This window comes from Thalassolituus sp. (assembly GCF_034111725.1).
Classification (GTDB): domain Bacteria; phylum Pseudomonadota; class Gammaproteobacteria; order Pseudomonadales; family Oceanobacteraceae; genus Thalassolituus.
The window spans coordinates 58,249-72,851 of sequence record NZ_JAWUWR010000069.1 but is presented as its reverse complement, the minus strand read 5'-3'; the positions used below and the strand labels follow the sequence as shown (position 1 = coordinate 72,851).

The following is a 14,603-nucleotide window of genomic DNA, read 5'->3' as shown; positions in this document are numbered from 1 at the left end:
TTCGCTGGACGACCACGTTTTTTTGGAGCTGCTGCTGGAGCGGCTACAGTCGTAGCGGCTTTCGCTGGACGACCACGTTTTTTTGGAGCTGCTGCAGGAGCGGCTGACGTAGATGCTGCTTTCGCTGGACGACCACGTTTCTTCGGTGCTGCTGAAGCTGTTGCTGTAGTCGCTGCTTTCGCTGGACGACCACGTTTTGCCGCTGGCTTAGCAGTAGCTGTTGAGCCCGCTAATTTTTTAATAGTAGCGGCAGCTTTCTTTTCTTCACGAGCAGCTTGCGCTTTTACTTTAGCAGCGTCTTGGGTGCTGCGAGTTTTACGCCATTTAACTTCAAATGCTGCCAATGCTTTTGCCAATTCGGCATCTGCTTTAGCAGTAATAGAAGCTTCAAATGCTGCAATTGCAGTTTTAGCTTGTTCAGCTGCATCGGCGATACGAACTTCAACCTGTGCTGACTTAAGATCTGCCTTCGCTGCAGTTAGTGTTGCACGAAGAGCTGCCAACTTTTCTTTTTCTGCTTTAACTTTAGCTGCGGCTGAAACAACAGCACGCTTTGCAGCTGCAGTTGCACGCGGGCCTGCGGCTTTAGTTTTCGCTTCAGCTGCTTTTTTAAGTGCTGCGTCTACGCGCTCTTGTTGCTTAGTAATTGCAACAGCTGCTTTTTCTACTGCTGCAGTTGCTTTTGCAATTGCTGCTGGAACGACAGAAGTAGCTACTGTTTTAACAGCAGGTTTACGTCCGCGTTTGGCAGGAGCTTTTTTAGGTCTAGCCATAGGTTGAATCCTCTAGTATTTGCCTGATCAGGTAAGCTAACGCTAGCACAACTTAATAGTGTGCATAAGCCAACTGAAGCAATAATAGTATTTTTATTTAAAAAAACCAAAAGTTGTTTATCAATATTATGTGAATTAGCACTATTAATGTCCTTTTGGCGGTAAAAGTTCATCATTTTAATGATATGAACCGATTTTTTTCTATTCAAATAAGTATCTGCGTCTAACGACATATTCATATTGATGCTTTTGACCGGCTCTAAAGAAAAGGCAATAACACCTTTTTCAAATAACTTAAGGTATTACCAAGGCTACTAAATGCCGAAAAACAACCAATGTTAGGTCGAATATATGCACCTGTATGAATTGATCATTGTTGTAGATTAACGAGGGAAGAAGATATGCGGTGCCGAGACAAAAATAAAAAAAGAGGCCATAAGGCCTCTTCTCTTTCGATAACGATTCAGGATTAAGCTAAAGCAGCCAATACCTTCGCAGTAATATCGTTTAACGAACCAACGCCAGGAATGTGACTATACTTTGGCGCGCTATCGCCCTTTTCTGCTTCTAACTTTTTATAGAAGCTAACTAAAGGCGCTGTTTGATCATGATAAATAGCTAAACGCTTACGCACAGTATCTTCTTCATCATCCGGACGCTGAACTAACTCTTCACCCGTTTCATCGTCTTTACCTTCCACTTTTGGTGGATTGTAAACTAGGTGATAAACACGACCAGAACCAGGATGTACGCGACGACCACTTAGACGTTTAACAATTTCTTCATCAGCTACGTCAATTTCAACAACGTGATCAATTTCCACACCGCCTTCTAATAACGCTTCCGCTTGCGGAATCGTGCGCGGGAAACCATCAAATAGAAAACCGTTTACACAGTCGTCTTGTTGAATACGTTCTTTAACTAGGTCGATAATGATTTCATCAGAAACCAAACCGCCGGTTTCCATGATTTCTTTTACCTTTAAACCAAGCTCACTGCCGGCTTTAACAGCAGCACGTAGCATATCCCCAGTAGAGATTTGCGGAATAGCAAACTGTTCACATATAAACTGGGCCTGAGTACCTTTACCAGCACCTGGCGCACCCAATAGAATCACGCGCATGCGCATACTCCTCGAGATTAAAAAAACTGGCCGCCTGAACTCATTGTTTAAATTTTGATCAGGTTGGCGAAAAAATAGGCCTAACCTTACTCCGAAGGCGCTTTAGTCTCAAGTGATTGTAGAGAATTTTGCCCGCTAAGAAGTATCGACTTTGGTCGTTATTGAACCGTGTAACAGAAGGTAACTAGGCCTACAGCCCGCATAAAGGCAAGACTTTGCGTAATACCTCGGCTGAAATAGCCGAGGCACGGAATATGAGCAATACGCACAATCTAGGCGCAGAACTGTCCTGTATTGTGCAAAATCGAGCCTACATTACTCATTGCTATCCGGTGTTACGCATCCCCGCAGCGATACCAGCCATCGTCACCATTAAAGCGCGTTCAACTTGGCTGCTAACCATATCGGCAGCTTGACGCTCACGATACAAAAGCTCGGCCTGTAAATAGTGCAACGGATCGGTATAAGGATCGCGTACCTGCATGGAATATTGCAGCGCTTTATTATTTTCCAGCAACATTGTTTGCTCTTTTACTGCCAACACTAGCTTGCGCATATTCGCCAGACGCTCACGTAAAACGCTACCGATTGGCTGCAGCTCTGGCTCAACCAAACGTTCTTCATAATACTGTGCAATTGCTGGGTCGGCTTTCGACAACACCATCTCGAGCATGTCGATGTAAGTCCGGAAAAATGGCCACTCGCTATACATTTCTTTAAGTCGAGGTAATTGCTCGTTATCGACCTGAACTCGAAGCGCATCGTCAGCCCCTAACCAAGCAGGCAACATTAAGCGCATTTGCGTCCAAGCAAAAATCCAAGGAATAGCGCGTAATGTTTCAATACCGCCACCGGAACGACGGCGCGCAGGACGACTACCCAATGATAATTTTCCTAATTCCGACTCTGGCGTTGCCGCACGGAAATAACGCACAAAATCAGGATTGTCTTTAACCATTGCGCGATAAGAAGAAACGCCTGCAGCCGCTAATTGCGACATCATGTCTCGCCATTCGTCTTTAGGATGGGCTGGCGGTAATAAGTTAGCCTCTAATACTGCTGACACATAAACTTTAAGATTGCGCTGAGCAACCGCTGGCAAACCAAATTTAAAGCGGATCATTTCACCCTGCTCGGTCACTCGTAATCCGCCTGTTACTGAACCCGGTGGTTGCGCCAAAATAGCGCGTTGCGCAGGGCCACCTCCGCGTCCAACGGTACCACCACGCCCATGAAATAAACGTAATTTAATGCCTTGCTCGGCTGCCACGCGGGACAAAGTTTCCTGCGCTTGATACTGCGCCCAAACGGCGGCTAATTGGCCAGCATCTTTAGACGAGTCGGAATAACCTATCATCACTTGCTGGCGACACATGCTGTATTCGCGATACCAAGGTAAGGACCATAATTTATCCATCCGCGGACCTGACTGCTCTAAGTCCGACAAGGTTTCGAATAAAGGCACAATCGGTAATAAACGTTTAACGCCACACGCTTGCAACAAAAGTGCTACCGCTAAAATATCGGAAGGCTCGCTGGCCATCGAAATAATGTAGCAAGATACGCCATCGCCAGCAGGCGTTGCTAACACCGCCATGGTATCCAATACTTCTTGCACCTCTGCTGAAGGCGTCCAGAAGTTGGGGATTAATGGGCGCCGTGAAGTTAATTCACGCAGCAAAAACGTTTGCTTTTCGTCTTCGGTCCAGCTGTTGTAATCACCCCAGCTATAATATTCACAAATAGCTTGAAGCACATCGCTGTGACGAGTCGACTCTTGTCTTACATCGAGTCGCACCAACGACATACCAAAACACGCGGCACGACGAATGGTATCTAACAGCATGCCATTGGCGATGGTATCCATGCCGCAATCAACCAAACTGTCATAGCACAACTTTAATGGCCGAATAACATCTTCGCGTTCAAGTATTGGGACTTTCTTAGTGCTTTCTCCAGCGGCGCAAGCATCAGCCCAGCGACGAGTATCTTCTAGTCCTTTGCGTAAATCGTGTAAGCAATCACGGTAAGGTTCTCGACCTGTATATTGCTGACGCATATCTGCTGATGCTTCACTCATAGATAGCTGCATGCCTAACAGTTCTATATCGCGTAAAAACAAATCCGCTGCCATCCAGCGGGCGAGGTATAGCACTTCACGTGTCACGGTGGCGGTCACATTCGGATTGCCGTCGCGATCCCCTCCCATCCATGACGAAAAACGAATAGGTACGGCGGTTAATGGTAAAGCGCTACTACCACGCGCGCGTAATTCTTGATCTAAATCTCGTAGCAAGGCAGGAATGGCGTACCACAAAGAGTTTTCAATAACGGCAAAACCCCATTTCGCTTCATCGACAGCCGTTGGGCGTACTTGGCGAATTTCATCGGTATGCCAAATCTCATCAATAATCAGCGATATTTCTTGTTCTATATTGGCTAAATCAGGATGGCCATCGCGTAAATCATCGCGACGCTGCAATAACTGCGCTATGTGATCATATTTTTGAATAAGTGTACGGCGGGTAATTTCCGTTGGGTGCGCGGTTAATACCAATTCAATATTGACGTCGGCAACTTGCTGGCTTAAATCGATACCACGAATGCCTGAAGATTCTAGACGAGTAAGTAGCTCGCTAAACATGCTATCGACATTTTCTTGCAGATGTTCACTGCGACGCCAACTGATTCCGTGCTGCTGCTCTGCAATATTGGCCAAATTCAAAAACTGATTAAAGCCGCGTACAACAGGCCCAAGCTCATCATCAGAAATATCATGCAACATAGCGAGAAGTGTTTCGCGTTCTTTCGGATCGCCATGGCGGGCAAGCTTTGCTTGTTTACGAATACGCTCAATTTGCTCAAGCATGCCATCGCCTAGCTGTCGTTCAATAGTGCCACCAAGCTGGCTACCCAGCACTCGGACCTTGTCGCGCAGCAATGCGTCCAGTTCTTCCATAGGGTTCCCCTAGCAATGATCGAACATTGCTATCAAGCATTGACCCATTCCTACGAAATTTCAACCGCTTATGCTGTGATCTGGAGTAAATGAGGGTAACAATGGTGCTAAAAATAAGCAGTGAGGAGAATGCTCTGAAATAAGGCAATAAATTAGCCCGCGCTGGACTAATTTAAGTTATTTACCGCGACGCTTGGCTTCATCCCAAGCAGCATCCATATGCTCTAATTCGAGCTGACTAAAACCGCCCGCTTCTTCTGCGGCGTCTTCGACAAAAGAAAAGCGCTGATAAAAGCGTTCGTTGGTACCGCGTAATGCAACTTCAGGGTCTACTTTAAGATGGCGCGCTAGGTTGGTAATCGCAAAAAGCGCATCGCCAATTTCGTCTTCAAGGCGTTGTGAGTCCATACCTTCGAACTCAGCTTCTACTTCATCTAATTCTTCACGAATTTTATCTAACACGCCGTGAATATCTGGCCAGTCAAAACCCACAGATGAGGCTTTTTTCTGTAATTTAAATGCCCGCGAGAGCGCTGGCAAAGTAACAGGAACGTCGTCTAACAGGCGCTCTATTTTCGCTGGCTTTGCTGCTTTTTCTGCCGCTTTAATCTCGTCCCAGCGAATATTCACTTCAGACTCTTGCGGCCTGATACTAGGATCACGCTGGCTGGTTAGAGTGCCATCAGGAAATACATGAGGATGACGACGAATCAGTTTTTCGACCAAACGGTGAATGATAGAACTTAAATCGAAACGACCTTGTTCTGCCCCCATTTGTCCGTAAAAAATAACCTGAAAAAGTAAATCACCAAGTTCTTCTTCAAGGTGCGGCCAGTCTTGACGTTCGATAGCATCCGCAACCTCATACGCTTCTTCCAGAGTATGAGGAAGAATACTGGCAAAATCCTGACGCAAATCCCATGGGCAACCTGTCTGCGGGTTACGCAGACGCTGCATGGTATACAGCAATTGCTCTAAGCCATATTGGGCGATCATCATGGTTTGGCTCCACCGCGAACCCGACGAGTCGACACCACGTTAGGTAGCTGGTCAATTTTACTCATCAGTCGCGCTAAGCGTTCGAGACTATCCACTTCAACGGTTAAACTCATTGAAGCCGTGTTATCACCCTGATTCGACAACGTATTAACCGCAACAACGTTAACCCGTTCGTTGGCTAACAAGGAACTCACATCGCGTAATAAACCGGTACGGTCGTAGGCTTGAATCAACATTTCTACTGGGTAAATATTAGAAGGACGATCCCCCCAACTGACTTGTAAAACTCGCTGTGGCTCAATAGAAGCTAAATGTAGTAAGTTTTCACAGTCGCTACGATGCACGGTAACGCCACGGCCAATGGTCACGTAACCATGAATATCGTCACCCGGTACGGGTAAACAACATTGCGCCATAACCGTTAATAGATTACCGACACCTTCAATAAAGACATCATCGGATTTCGCAACACGATCGGTCGGCTCATGACGACGAATAAGCGGCAGTTCTTGCTGTTGCGCACCACCTTTGTCAGCCAGCTTTAACAGCATATGAACGATTTGGCCGATGCGTAAATCGCCCGCACCGACAGCCGCAAACATATCGTCGACCGAGCGCATATTAAGCTGCAGCGCCACTTCATGCAGAGGCTCATCGGCCAAGTCTAAACGTCCAACTTCGCGTAAAACGAGGTGACGCCCTTCTTCAATATTTTTATCGCGATCTTGTAATTTAAACCAATGTGCAACTTTTGCCCGCGCACGAGTGGTATGAATATAACCAGAGTCGGGATACAACCAATCACGGCTTGGATGTGCATTCGCGTTGGTTAAAATTTCGATTTGCTCACCCGTTTTCAATAAATACGTCAGCGGCACAATACGGCCATTGACCTTAGCGCCACGGCATTTATTACCGACTTCGGTATGCACACGATAGGCAAAATCAACCGGAGTTGCTTTAGGTGGCAAGTCCACCACATGGCCTTCAGGCGTAAATACGTAAATACGGTCTGGGTTAATGTCGCTACGTAACTCACCGATTAATTGCGGTAAATCATCCAGCTCCTCATGCCACTCAAGCACTTGTCGTAACCAAGCAATTTTTTGCTCATAGCCTTGATCTTTGGCGTTGGTGTCTGTGCCTTTATATAACCAATGAGCACAAACACCGAGCTCGGCATCTTCATGCATGGCATGAGTACGGATTTGTACTTCCAGCACCTTACCTTCGGGTCCGATTACAGCTGTATGCAAAGAGCGATAGCCGTTTTCCTTCGGGTTGGCGATGTAGTCGTCAAATTCGTTAGGAATATGACGCCATAAAGTATGAACAATACCCAGAGCGGCATAGCAATCGCGCAATTCAGGCACCAGAATGCGGACCGCACGAATGTCGTAAATCTTAGAAAAATCCAGATTCTTGCGGCTCATTTTACGCCAGATACTGTAGATATGCTTCGCCCTGCCATACACGTCGCAGGAAATATCAGCACTGGTCATTTCATCGCGCAGACGCTGCACGACTTCTTCGATGTAGGACTGACGAGTTAAGCGCTTTTCATCGAGTAACGAGGCGATTTTTTTATAGGCATCAGGCTGTAAATAGCGAAAGGCTAAGTCTTCTAATTCCCACTTTAAATGACCAATCCCCAAACGATGAGCCAGTGGCGCATAAATATTGAAAACTTCTTCTGCAACTTTACGGCGCTTGTCTTCTGGAGCATCTTTCATCGCACGAATGGCCGATGTACGTTCTGCCAGCTTAATCAAAGCAACGCGCACGTCGTCGATCATGGCGACCAACATTTTACGTAAGTTATCGACTTGCGCTTCACGCTGACCAAGAACGACTTCGTCACGCGAATTTTGAATGGCACTAATTGCTGCCATCCGCAAAACGCCCTCGATCAATTTGGCAACTTCCTCACCAAACTGCCGCTCAACTTTATTTAATGCTAAACGACCTTCACGGACCGCACGATACAAAATAGCCGCAATAACAGAAGCACTATCGAGACGTAAATCCAAAAGGATTTGCGCCATCTCAATACCCATCTGCACGCTGTCGATTGACCAATAAGTGCGGTTAGCGATAGCTTCGTCAGACAACTGTTTCGCTAACACCAAAGCATCGCGTAGAGCTTCCGGATCTTTCACATCTTGCGAGTGCTGAATGCTTTCTAACCAACGATCAACATCCAATGACCCGTCATGCAATAACGGGTGATCATCTCGGACTTTAACCATGCGATTTTCCTTGGTATTCAAGCAATACCATAGTTTCTACATGGTGTGTTTGTGGAAACATATCCATTATTCCTGCTTTTGTAACGGCGTAGCCTTGTTGGCTAAGCACATTAAGATCACGGGCCAACGTCGCTGCATCACAAGACACATATAAAACTCGTGGAATACGACGTCGTGCAATATCGTGCATTACCTCGGCAGCACCGGCGCGAGGTGGGTCAAGTAAAATGGCATTGGGGCTTTCTAAATGCGCCAAACGCCCTTCGTCTGATAAATCTGCACAAACCGCCTGCAAAGGAAGGGCCAACTGTTCAGCTTGATCCGCTAGACTGGTCACCATACTGTTTTGAACTTCCAAAGCGACGACATGTTTGCTGCGTCGAGCCAATGGCATAGAGAAATTGCCGTGGCCCGCAAATAAATCCCAAATACGTTCATCTTCTGTCGGTGCGAGCCACTCAAGGGCTTGCGCAACCATAGCGCGATTCACATCTCCATTAACTTGCACGAAATCGGTCAGGGCTAAATTCAACGGCATGCCATCAACTAGGTGATGCAAAGTGGCGGGGGGCGTTGGCCATAGGCATTCCGCCTCGCCGTCCTTTTCAGTTCGTAACCACAGCTGCAGAGGCAGTAAACCGGCTTCTTCGCCCCGCTTTTGCCACTCTTTTAATTGGCCAACTAATTTATTGCGATCACCGTCCTGTAAGGGTTTGAGCGCACGCAATACCAACGCAATCGCATTATCAGCAGCAATCACTTCAATTTGGGTCACGAGAGCACGCGCATCTAACGAATTTAATAATGGCCGCCAGTCTTGCCACTCCAATGCCGGATGATCAGGCAATACCGCACAGCGATCGACATTACTAATGTGGTGGGAAGCGCCTTCACGGAAGCCAACAAAGTTCGTGTTTTGCTCTTTGCTATATCGCACCCCTCAGCGCGCCTTGCGGCGATAACCCCACGGCTCCGCAACAATTGGTGCGGCCCAGTCGCTGACTGCGACACCTTGGCGCGCCAATTCACGCGCGACGCGATCTTGTTTAAATTCGACTTGGCGCTCGTAGGTCATGTGCTGCATATCGCAGCCACCGCAACGCAAATAATGTGGGCAAGGTGCAGGCACGCGATATTCAGATGGCGTAATCACTTTTAACAAACGCGAGTGCCAGATCTTTTTACTGCGCTTTTCGATACGCGCTTCGACCTGCTCGCCCGGAATTGCACCAGGAACAAAATACACATCGCGTCCAGAACGCGCGACGCCTTGACCATCCGACGTCATGTTGTCGATGGTTAGCGTTAAGGTCTTACCATTAGATCCTTGGTTCACGGCGCACTCTGCAATAATTCTGTATTGGTAATGTCGCCCTATATTGGGGCAAATTGGCGAAATTCAATCGGTAGAGGGACAAGGCCCTGTCACCTTACCCTGCGGCGCAAACACGCCCGACGATAAATAGCGATCGCCGCGATCACAAATGATCGCCACGATGGTGGCATTTTCCAAGGTTTCGGCCAAATGCAAAGCTGCCGCAACAGAGCCTCCTGATGACACACCACAAAAAATACCTTCTTCACGGGCTAAAGCGCGCATTGTATCTTCGGCCAATTGCTGACCGATATCTAACACCTGATCGACGCGTGTACTATCGAAAATAGTCGGTAAATACGCTTGTGGCCAACGACGAATTCCGGGGATGGCCGCACCTTCGGATGGTTGTAAACCGACGATACAAATATCTGGGTTTTGTTCCTTGAGGTAACGGGACGTTCCCATAATGGTTCCGGTTGTACCCATTGAACTCACGAAGTGCGTAACCTGCCCAGCGGTTTGTTGCCATATTTCAGGACCAGTACCGCGATAATGAGCCTCGGGGTTATCGGTATTTCCAAACTGATTTAAAACGCGACCCTTGCCCTCCAGTTCCATTTTGTCAGCTAAGTCGCGAGCGCCTTCCATGCCTTCTTCTTTGCTCACTAAAATCAATTCGGCACCATAAGCTTCCATTGCCCAACGACGTTCCATGGTGGCGTTATCCGGCATAATTAATATCATGCGGTAACCCATAATAGCTGCGGCCATTGCCAAGGCGATGCCTGTATTGCCACTGGTCGCTTCGATCAAGACATCACCAGGCTTAATATCACCGCGCTGCTCTGCTCGCTGAATCATGGATAGGGCTGGCCGATCTTTCACAGAACCCGCAGGATTATTGCCTTCTAACTTCAGCAATACCGTATTGCTACTACCGGCCGGCAGTAAACGCTGCAATCGCACTAGTGGTGTATTACCAACGCAATCAGCAATAGTGGGATATAACGGCGCTTCAGTTGTCGAATTTTGGCGATCAGTCACGGAGATTCTCGTTTCTGGTAGACAGTTTGCGCGTAGTTTACCGCTGTCGCAGCTTAGACGCGACGACTCTTAGGGATTAATCGCGGTAAATTGACGACAAAGTTTGCACCAACGTTACGCCACCTTTACTCTAGGCCGATGCGTTTCTTGACTAAACAATAGGCTGCCTCATCGCGATGAAAAATTGGAACATTCAAAATCGTATCCTGTTTCTGGCGTTGCTGCCTGGCATCATAGTGTCGTTAGTTCTTGGCACCTTTTTTATTACCGAACGCGCCCGTGATCTTGGCGATCTATTGGAACAACGTACCTTAGCAATGGCTAAACAATTAGCCCCCACTTGCGAGTACGGTGTAATGACCGGCAGTGTTGGTATATTGCAGAACATTGCCAACAATATGTTGGAAGAACTCGACGTTCGTGCAGTGACCTTATACAACCAAGATATGCAGGCGCTTGCGCATGCGGGGCCACGAATGTTAACCGAGCGTTTTGGCTCCGCTGAATTGAAAGCCGATCAATTACAACTCATGCGCACAGATGGTTCACTGCGCGCGCGCGCGCCGATATTTTCGCAAAACTTAATTATTGCTGATCAACTTTCCGAACAATTCTATGCCCAGAAAAACGGCCAGCAACAATTACTCGGCTGGGCCGAAGTTGAGCTTTCCAGTGCTAATACCAAATTAAATCAGTATCAACACATAGCCTCATCACTCAGCATTATATTGTTAGTACTCATTTTATGTACGATCCTGGCATTACGAATTAGTAAACAAGTATCGCGCCCCATGGGGGTTATTGTTGATGCCATCGACGATATGAAAGATGGCAAATTAGAAACCCGTGTACACATTGAAAATGGCGGAGAATTCCAAGCCCTCGCATCGGGTATTAATGCGATGGCAAGTGCCTTGCAGCGGGCGAATACTGAACACCAACAAAACTTAGAACAAGCGACTCACGACCTCCAAGAGACATTAGATGAGCTGGAAATTCGTAACCGCGAACTCACGCTCGGTCGTAAAGAGGCTATCGAAGCTAGCCGCATGAAGTCTGAGTTCTTAGCCAACGTTAGCCACGAAATTCGTACACCACTGAACGGTATTTTAGGTTTCTCAGAATTACTAGGTCGCACCCAAGTCAGTGAACGCCAGAACGACTACTTGCAAACAATCCGCAAGTCCTCGGACGACCTACTAAATATTATCAACGACATCCTCGATTTATCGAAAATTGATGCCGGTAAACTCATCATCGAGCACACCCCTTTTAATCTGCGCGACGTCATCGAAGATGCACTACAAGTATTAGCTCCCGAGGCAGTGGGTAAACGCTTAGAACTTAATCAGATTATTGAAAGTAACGTACCACTCGCGGTATGCGGCGACCCATTGCGACTAAAACAAGTCATCACCAACCTAGTCAATAATGCGATTAAATTTACGGAATACGGCAGCGTTACGGTGAAAACGTCACTCATTAGCCAAAAAGATCACCGTGCCAGCTTACAGTTTGAAATTCGTGATACCGGCTTAGGCTTATCACCAGAAAAACAAGAAAAACTATTCCAAGCCTTCTCCCAAGCAGATGCTAGCGTCGCTCGCCAATTTGGTGGTACAGGTTTAGGGTTAATTATTTCTAAAGCGCTAGTTGAGGCGATGCATGGTGACATTCGCGTTGAAAGCCGTGAAGGTTTTGGCTCGTCTTTCTTCTTTAATATTGATATTCAGATAGATCAAGACTCCACCACCAACAACCTTACGCCGCTAAATATCAACATCGCCGTTATTGATCCAAAACAGGCAGCTACGACCGACCTACTAACATTATTAACATCGTGGCAAATTAACCATCACTACTATCCAACGATTCCACAAGTCGTTGATCGAGTAAACGCAGGCGAGAAATACGATCTTATTTTATGCGCTGTTGATCATGAAAAACTCGACGATGACGCCTTAGCCTTACTGAACGCACTGAAAGATACCCAAGTGCCCGTTGTCGCTTTGGTTAATAGCGTGAGTCACGAAGACCTCGATATGTTGAAAAAGCTGGGGGCTAACGAGGCGTTGAGTCGCCCCGTTACACAGCGCAAGTTACACGCGGCACTGAGCGAGCTTGTTGCCGACGAATCGCAAGTACTCACGCTTACTGACGCAACAGAAGAGCACTCACCAGGGCGAGTTCCTCCCTGTATTTTAGCGGTGGATGATAACCACGCGAATTTGAAGTTAGTCGTGACCTTATTGCGTGAAATGGGCATACAAGTCTATTCCGCCATGACTGGGAGCGAGGCAATCGCGCAAATCGACCAGCATCCGATAGAAATGGTGTTCATGGATATTCAAATGCCAAACATGTCAGGCACGGAAGCAACCGAACACATTCGCCGTATGCCCGGCAAAGCTGCACTACCCATTATTGCCCTAACTGCACATGCTATGGCAGACGAAAAGCAGGCCTTGCTTAAATCTGGCATGAACGATTATCAAACGAAACCTATTACACAAGAACAACTGGCTAAATGCGTTGAACGCTGGACCGGCTATCGCGCACCAATCAATACACTAGTGCGTGTTATTAAACATGAGCGCCATCGAGAGATCGTGAAAGAAAAATCAATTTGCCGCGAAATATTCAATGCCGACATGGCGCTTCACCATGCTAATAACAATGTCGAATTAGCCGTTGATATGTTCCAGATGCTGCTCGACTCCCTCGATAACGAACGTGCAAATATCGTTGCCTACTGGGAAGAAGAAGCGTTGGATGAGTTATTAGAGGCTGTACATAGGATGCACGGTGCCACTCGTTATTGCGGTACACCTTGCTTACGCCTTGAATTAGAAACATTCGAAAGCGCGCTAAAAGCGAATGAGTTTGCCAAGCTACCAGAACAAATGCGCCGCCTAGTAACGGAGCTCAAAAGATTACAAGAATGGGTAGAGATAAATGACTGGTCAGATCTACTAAGAAATCAGACAACAATTAATGCAAACGCTTGAATAAGCCCTTGATCATCAGACAAACTAATCAATGCTCGGGTTGCGCCCAACACCTGCATACGCTGCGCAGCGACACTCGATAGAACAACATAAGGGGCGCCGAGCTGATCGCGCAACACTTCAATATGTTGAAAGCTAACACCCGCCGCAATACCCGTCCCTAATGCCTTAGATAAGGCCTCTTTCGCCGCAAACTGTTTCGCTAAAAAATTGTTCGGCTGGTGATGCTGCGCCCAAATGGATAATTCGGCAGGGGTTAAAATGCGCTGAGCAAACTTTACTGGCTGACGCTCAACAATGGCATTGATACGTGATTCCGCTAATAAATCTGTACCGATACCCATGACACCATGAGCTTCAATATCACTCAGCGAAAACACCAAAAGTCCTAACGTGCTGCCGCTAATAGAGCGCGCATATCGGCCACGGCTTGCGCCAAGCCAACGAACACTGCGCGCGCAACGATGGCATGACCAATATTTAATTCATTCATTTCTGGAATAGCGGCAATCGCTTCGACGTTGTGATAATTCAAACCATGACCCGCATTAACGATTAAACCTCTACTGGCCGCATATTTAGCAGCAGTGGCAATGCGCACTAACTCTTCGTCACGCTCTTCGTTAGTTTCGGCATCAGCATACCGACCCGTGTGCAATTCAATTACCGGAGCCCCCGTGCGTACAGTTGCATCAATTTGCGCTTCATCAGGATCAATAAATAATGACACTTCACTACCAATGGCTTTTAAACGCGCTACTGCAGCGGTGATATGAGCTTCTTGTCCAGCGACATCCAATCCACCTTCGGTGGTTAGCTCCTCGCGTTTCTCTGGAACCAAGCAGGTACATGGAGGACAAACCTCTTCAGCCAACTGCAGCATATTCTCAGTGACCGCCATTTCGAGGTTCATGCGTGTCGCCAGTGTATCGCGCAAAATACGTACATCGCGTACTTGAATATGACGTCCGTCTTCACGCGGATGAACGGTAATACCATCGGCGCCAGCTTCTTCAGCAACAAATGCCGCTTGTACGGGGTCAGGATAACGTGTACCGCGCGCTTGGCGCAAAGTTGCAACGTGATCGATATTAACACCTAACAAAACACGTTTAGCCAAACTCATAACT

The 14,603-nt window shown here is 47.3% G+C and carries 10 protein-coding genes and 1 pseudogene; 1 reads left to right on the top strand and 10 read right to left on the bottom strand.

Annotation, left to right across the window (positions count from 1 at the left end):
* From UXZ23_RS12045 to cysM, 8 genes and pseudogenes are all read right to left on the bottom strand, one after another.
* A pseudogene (locus tag UXZ23_RS12045) lies at window positions 1-773 on the bottom strand (hypothetical protein); the annotation flags it as partial.
* A 469-nt stretch (window positions 774-1,242) separates the two neighbouring features.
* Window positions 1,243-1,896: an adenylate kinase gene (adk, locus tag UXZ23_RS12040; RefSeq protein WP_225666184.1), complete on the bottom strand. Its 654-nt coding sequence runs from the start codon at window positions 1,894-1,896 to the stop codon at window positions 1,243-1,245.
* A gap of 325 nt (window positions 1,897-2,221) precedes the next feature.
* Window positions 2,222-4,855 (bottom strand): phosphoenolpyruvate carboxylase, encoded by a 2,634-nt coding sequence (ppc, locus tag UXZ23_RS12035; RefSeq protein WP_320820809.1) that lies wholly within the window; start codon window positions 4,853-4,855, stop codon window positions 2,222-2,224.
* A 177-nt stretch (window positions 4,856-5,032) separates the two neighbouring features.
* The gene (gene mazG / locus UXZ23_RS12030; protein ID WP_320820811.1) at window positions 5,033-5,851 is read right to left on the bottom strand and encodes a nucleoside triphosphate pyrophosphohydrolase; all 819 of its coding nucleotides are present in this window, start codon (window positions 5,849-5,851) and stop codon (window positions 5,033-5,035) included.
* Complete coding sequence (gene relA, locus UXZ23_RS12025; RefSeq protein WP_320820808.1) at window positions 5,851-8,103, bottom strand: GTP diphosphokinase; 2,253 nt, start codon at window positions 8,101-8,103, stop codon at window positions 5,851-5,853. The genes mazG and relA overlap by 1 nt, the downstream gene beginning before the upstream one ends.
* Window positions 8,096-9,040, bottom strand: a complete 945-nt coding sequence (locus UXZ23_RS12020; RefSeq protein ID WP_320820807.1) for an rRNA adenine N-6-methyltransferase family protein — start codon at window positions 9,038-9,040, stop codon at window positions 8,096-8,098. The genes relA and UXZ23_RS12020 overlap by 8 nt, the downstream gene beginning before the upstream one ends.
* Window positions 9,041-9,043: 3 nt before the next feature.
* Entirely contained in the window at window positions 9,044-9,439 is a 396-nt protein-coding gene (locus UXZ23_RS12015) for a TRAM domain-containing protein (protein ID WP_320820806.1), read from the bottom strand.
* Window positions 9,440-9,502: 63 nt separating this feature from the next.
* Window positions 9,503-10,465, bottom strand: coding sequence for a cysteine synthase CysM (cysM, locus tag UXZ23_RS12010; protein WP_320820805.1), 963 nt, complete (start codon window positions 10,463-10,465; stop codon window positions 9,503-9,505).
* Window positions 10,466-10,641: 176 nt separating this feature from the next.
* On the opposite strand from cysM, the gene UXZ23_RS12005 reads away from it, so the two are divergent.
* Window positions 10,642-13,473, top strand: coding sequence for a response regulator (locus tag UXZ23_RS12005; RefSeq protein ID WP_320820804.1), 2,832 nt, complete (start codon window positions 10,642-10,644; stop codon window positions 13,471-13,473).
* Here the strand turns inward: UXZ23_RS12005 and acpS are convergent.
* The gene (gene acpS, locus UXZ23_RS12000; protein WP_320820803.1) at window positions 13,446-13,853 is read right to left on the bottom strand and encodes a holo-ACP synthase; all 408 of its coding nucleotides are present in this window, start codon (window positions 13,851-13,853) and stop codon (window positions 13,446-13,448) included. The genes UXZ23_RS12005 and acpS overlap by 28 nt on opposite strands.
* A gap of 8 nt (window positions 13,854-13,861) precedes the next feature.
* Window positions 13,862-14,599, bottom strand: a complete 738-nt coding sequence (gene pdxJ / locus UXZ23_RS11995; RefSeq protein ID WP_320820802.1) for a pyridoxine 5'-phosphate synthase — start codon at window positions 14,597-14,599, stop codon at window positions 13,862-13,864.
* Window positions 14,600-14,603 lie beyond the last annotated feature (4 nt).

Coding starts and splice junctions, on each gene's coding strand:
- adk (WP_225666184.1), bottom strand. CDS start 1,896: ATGCGCGTGATTCTATTGGGTGCGCCAGGTGCTGGTAAAGGTACTCAG.
- ppc (WP_320820809.1), bottom strand. CDS start 4,855: ATGGAAGAACTGGACGCATTGCTGCGCGACAAGGTCCGAGTGCTGGGT.
- mazG (WP_320820811.1), bottom strand. CDS start 5,851: ATGATCGCCCAATATGGCTTAGAGCAATTGCTGTATACCATGCAGCGT.
- relA (WP_320820808.1), bottom strand. CDS start 8,103: ATGGTTAAAGTCCGAGATGATCACCCGTTATTGCATGACGGGTCATTG.
- UXZ23_RS12005 (WP_320820804.1), top strand. CDS start 10,642: ATGAAAAATTGGAACATTCAAAATCGTATCCTGTTTCTGGCGTTGCTG.
- pdxJ (WP_320820802.1), bottom strand. CDS start 14,599: ATGAGTTTGGCTAAACGTGTTTTGTTAGGTGTTAATATCGATCACGTT.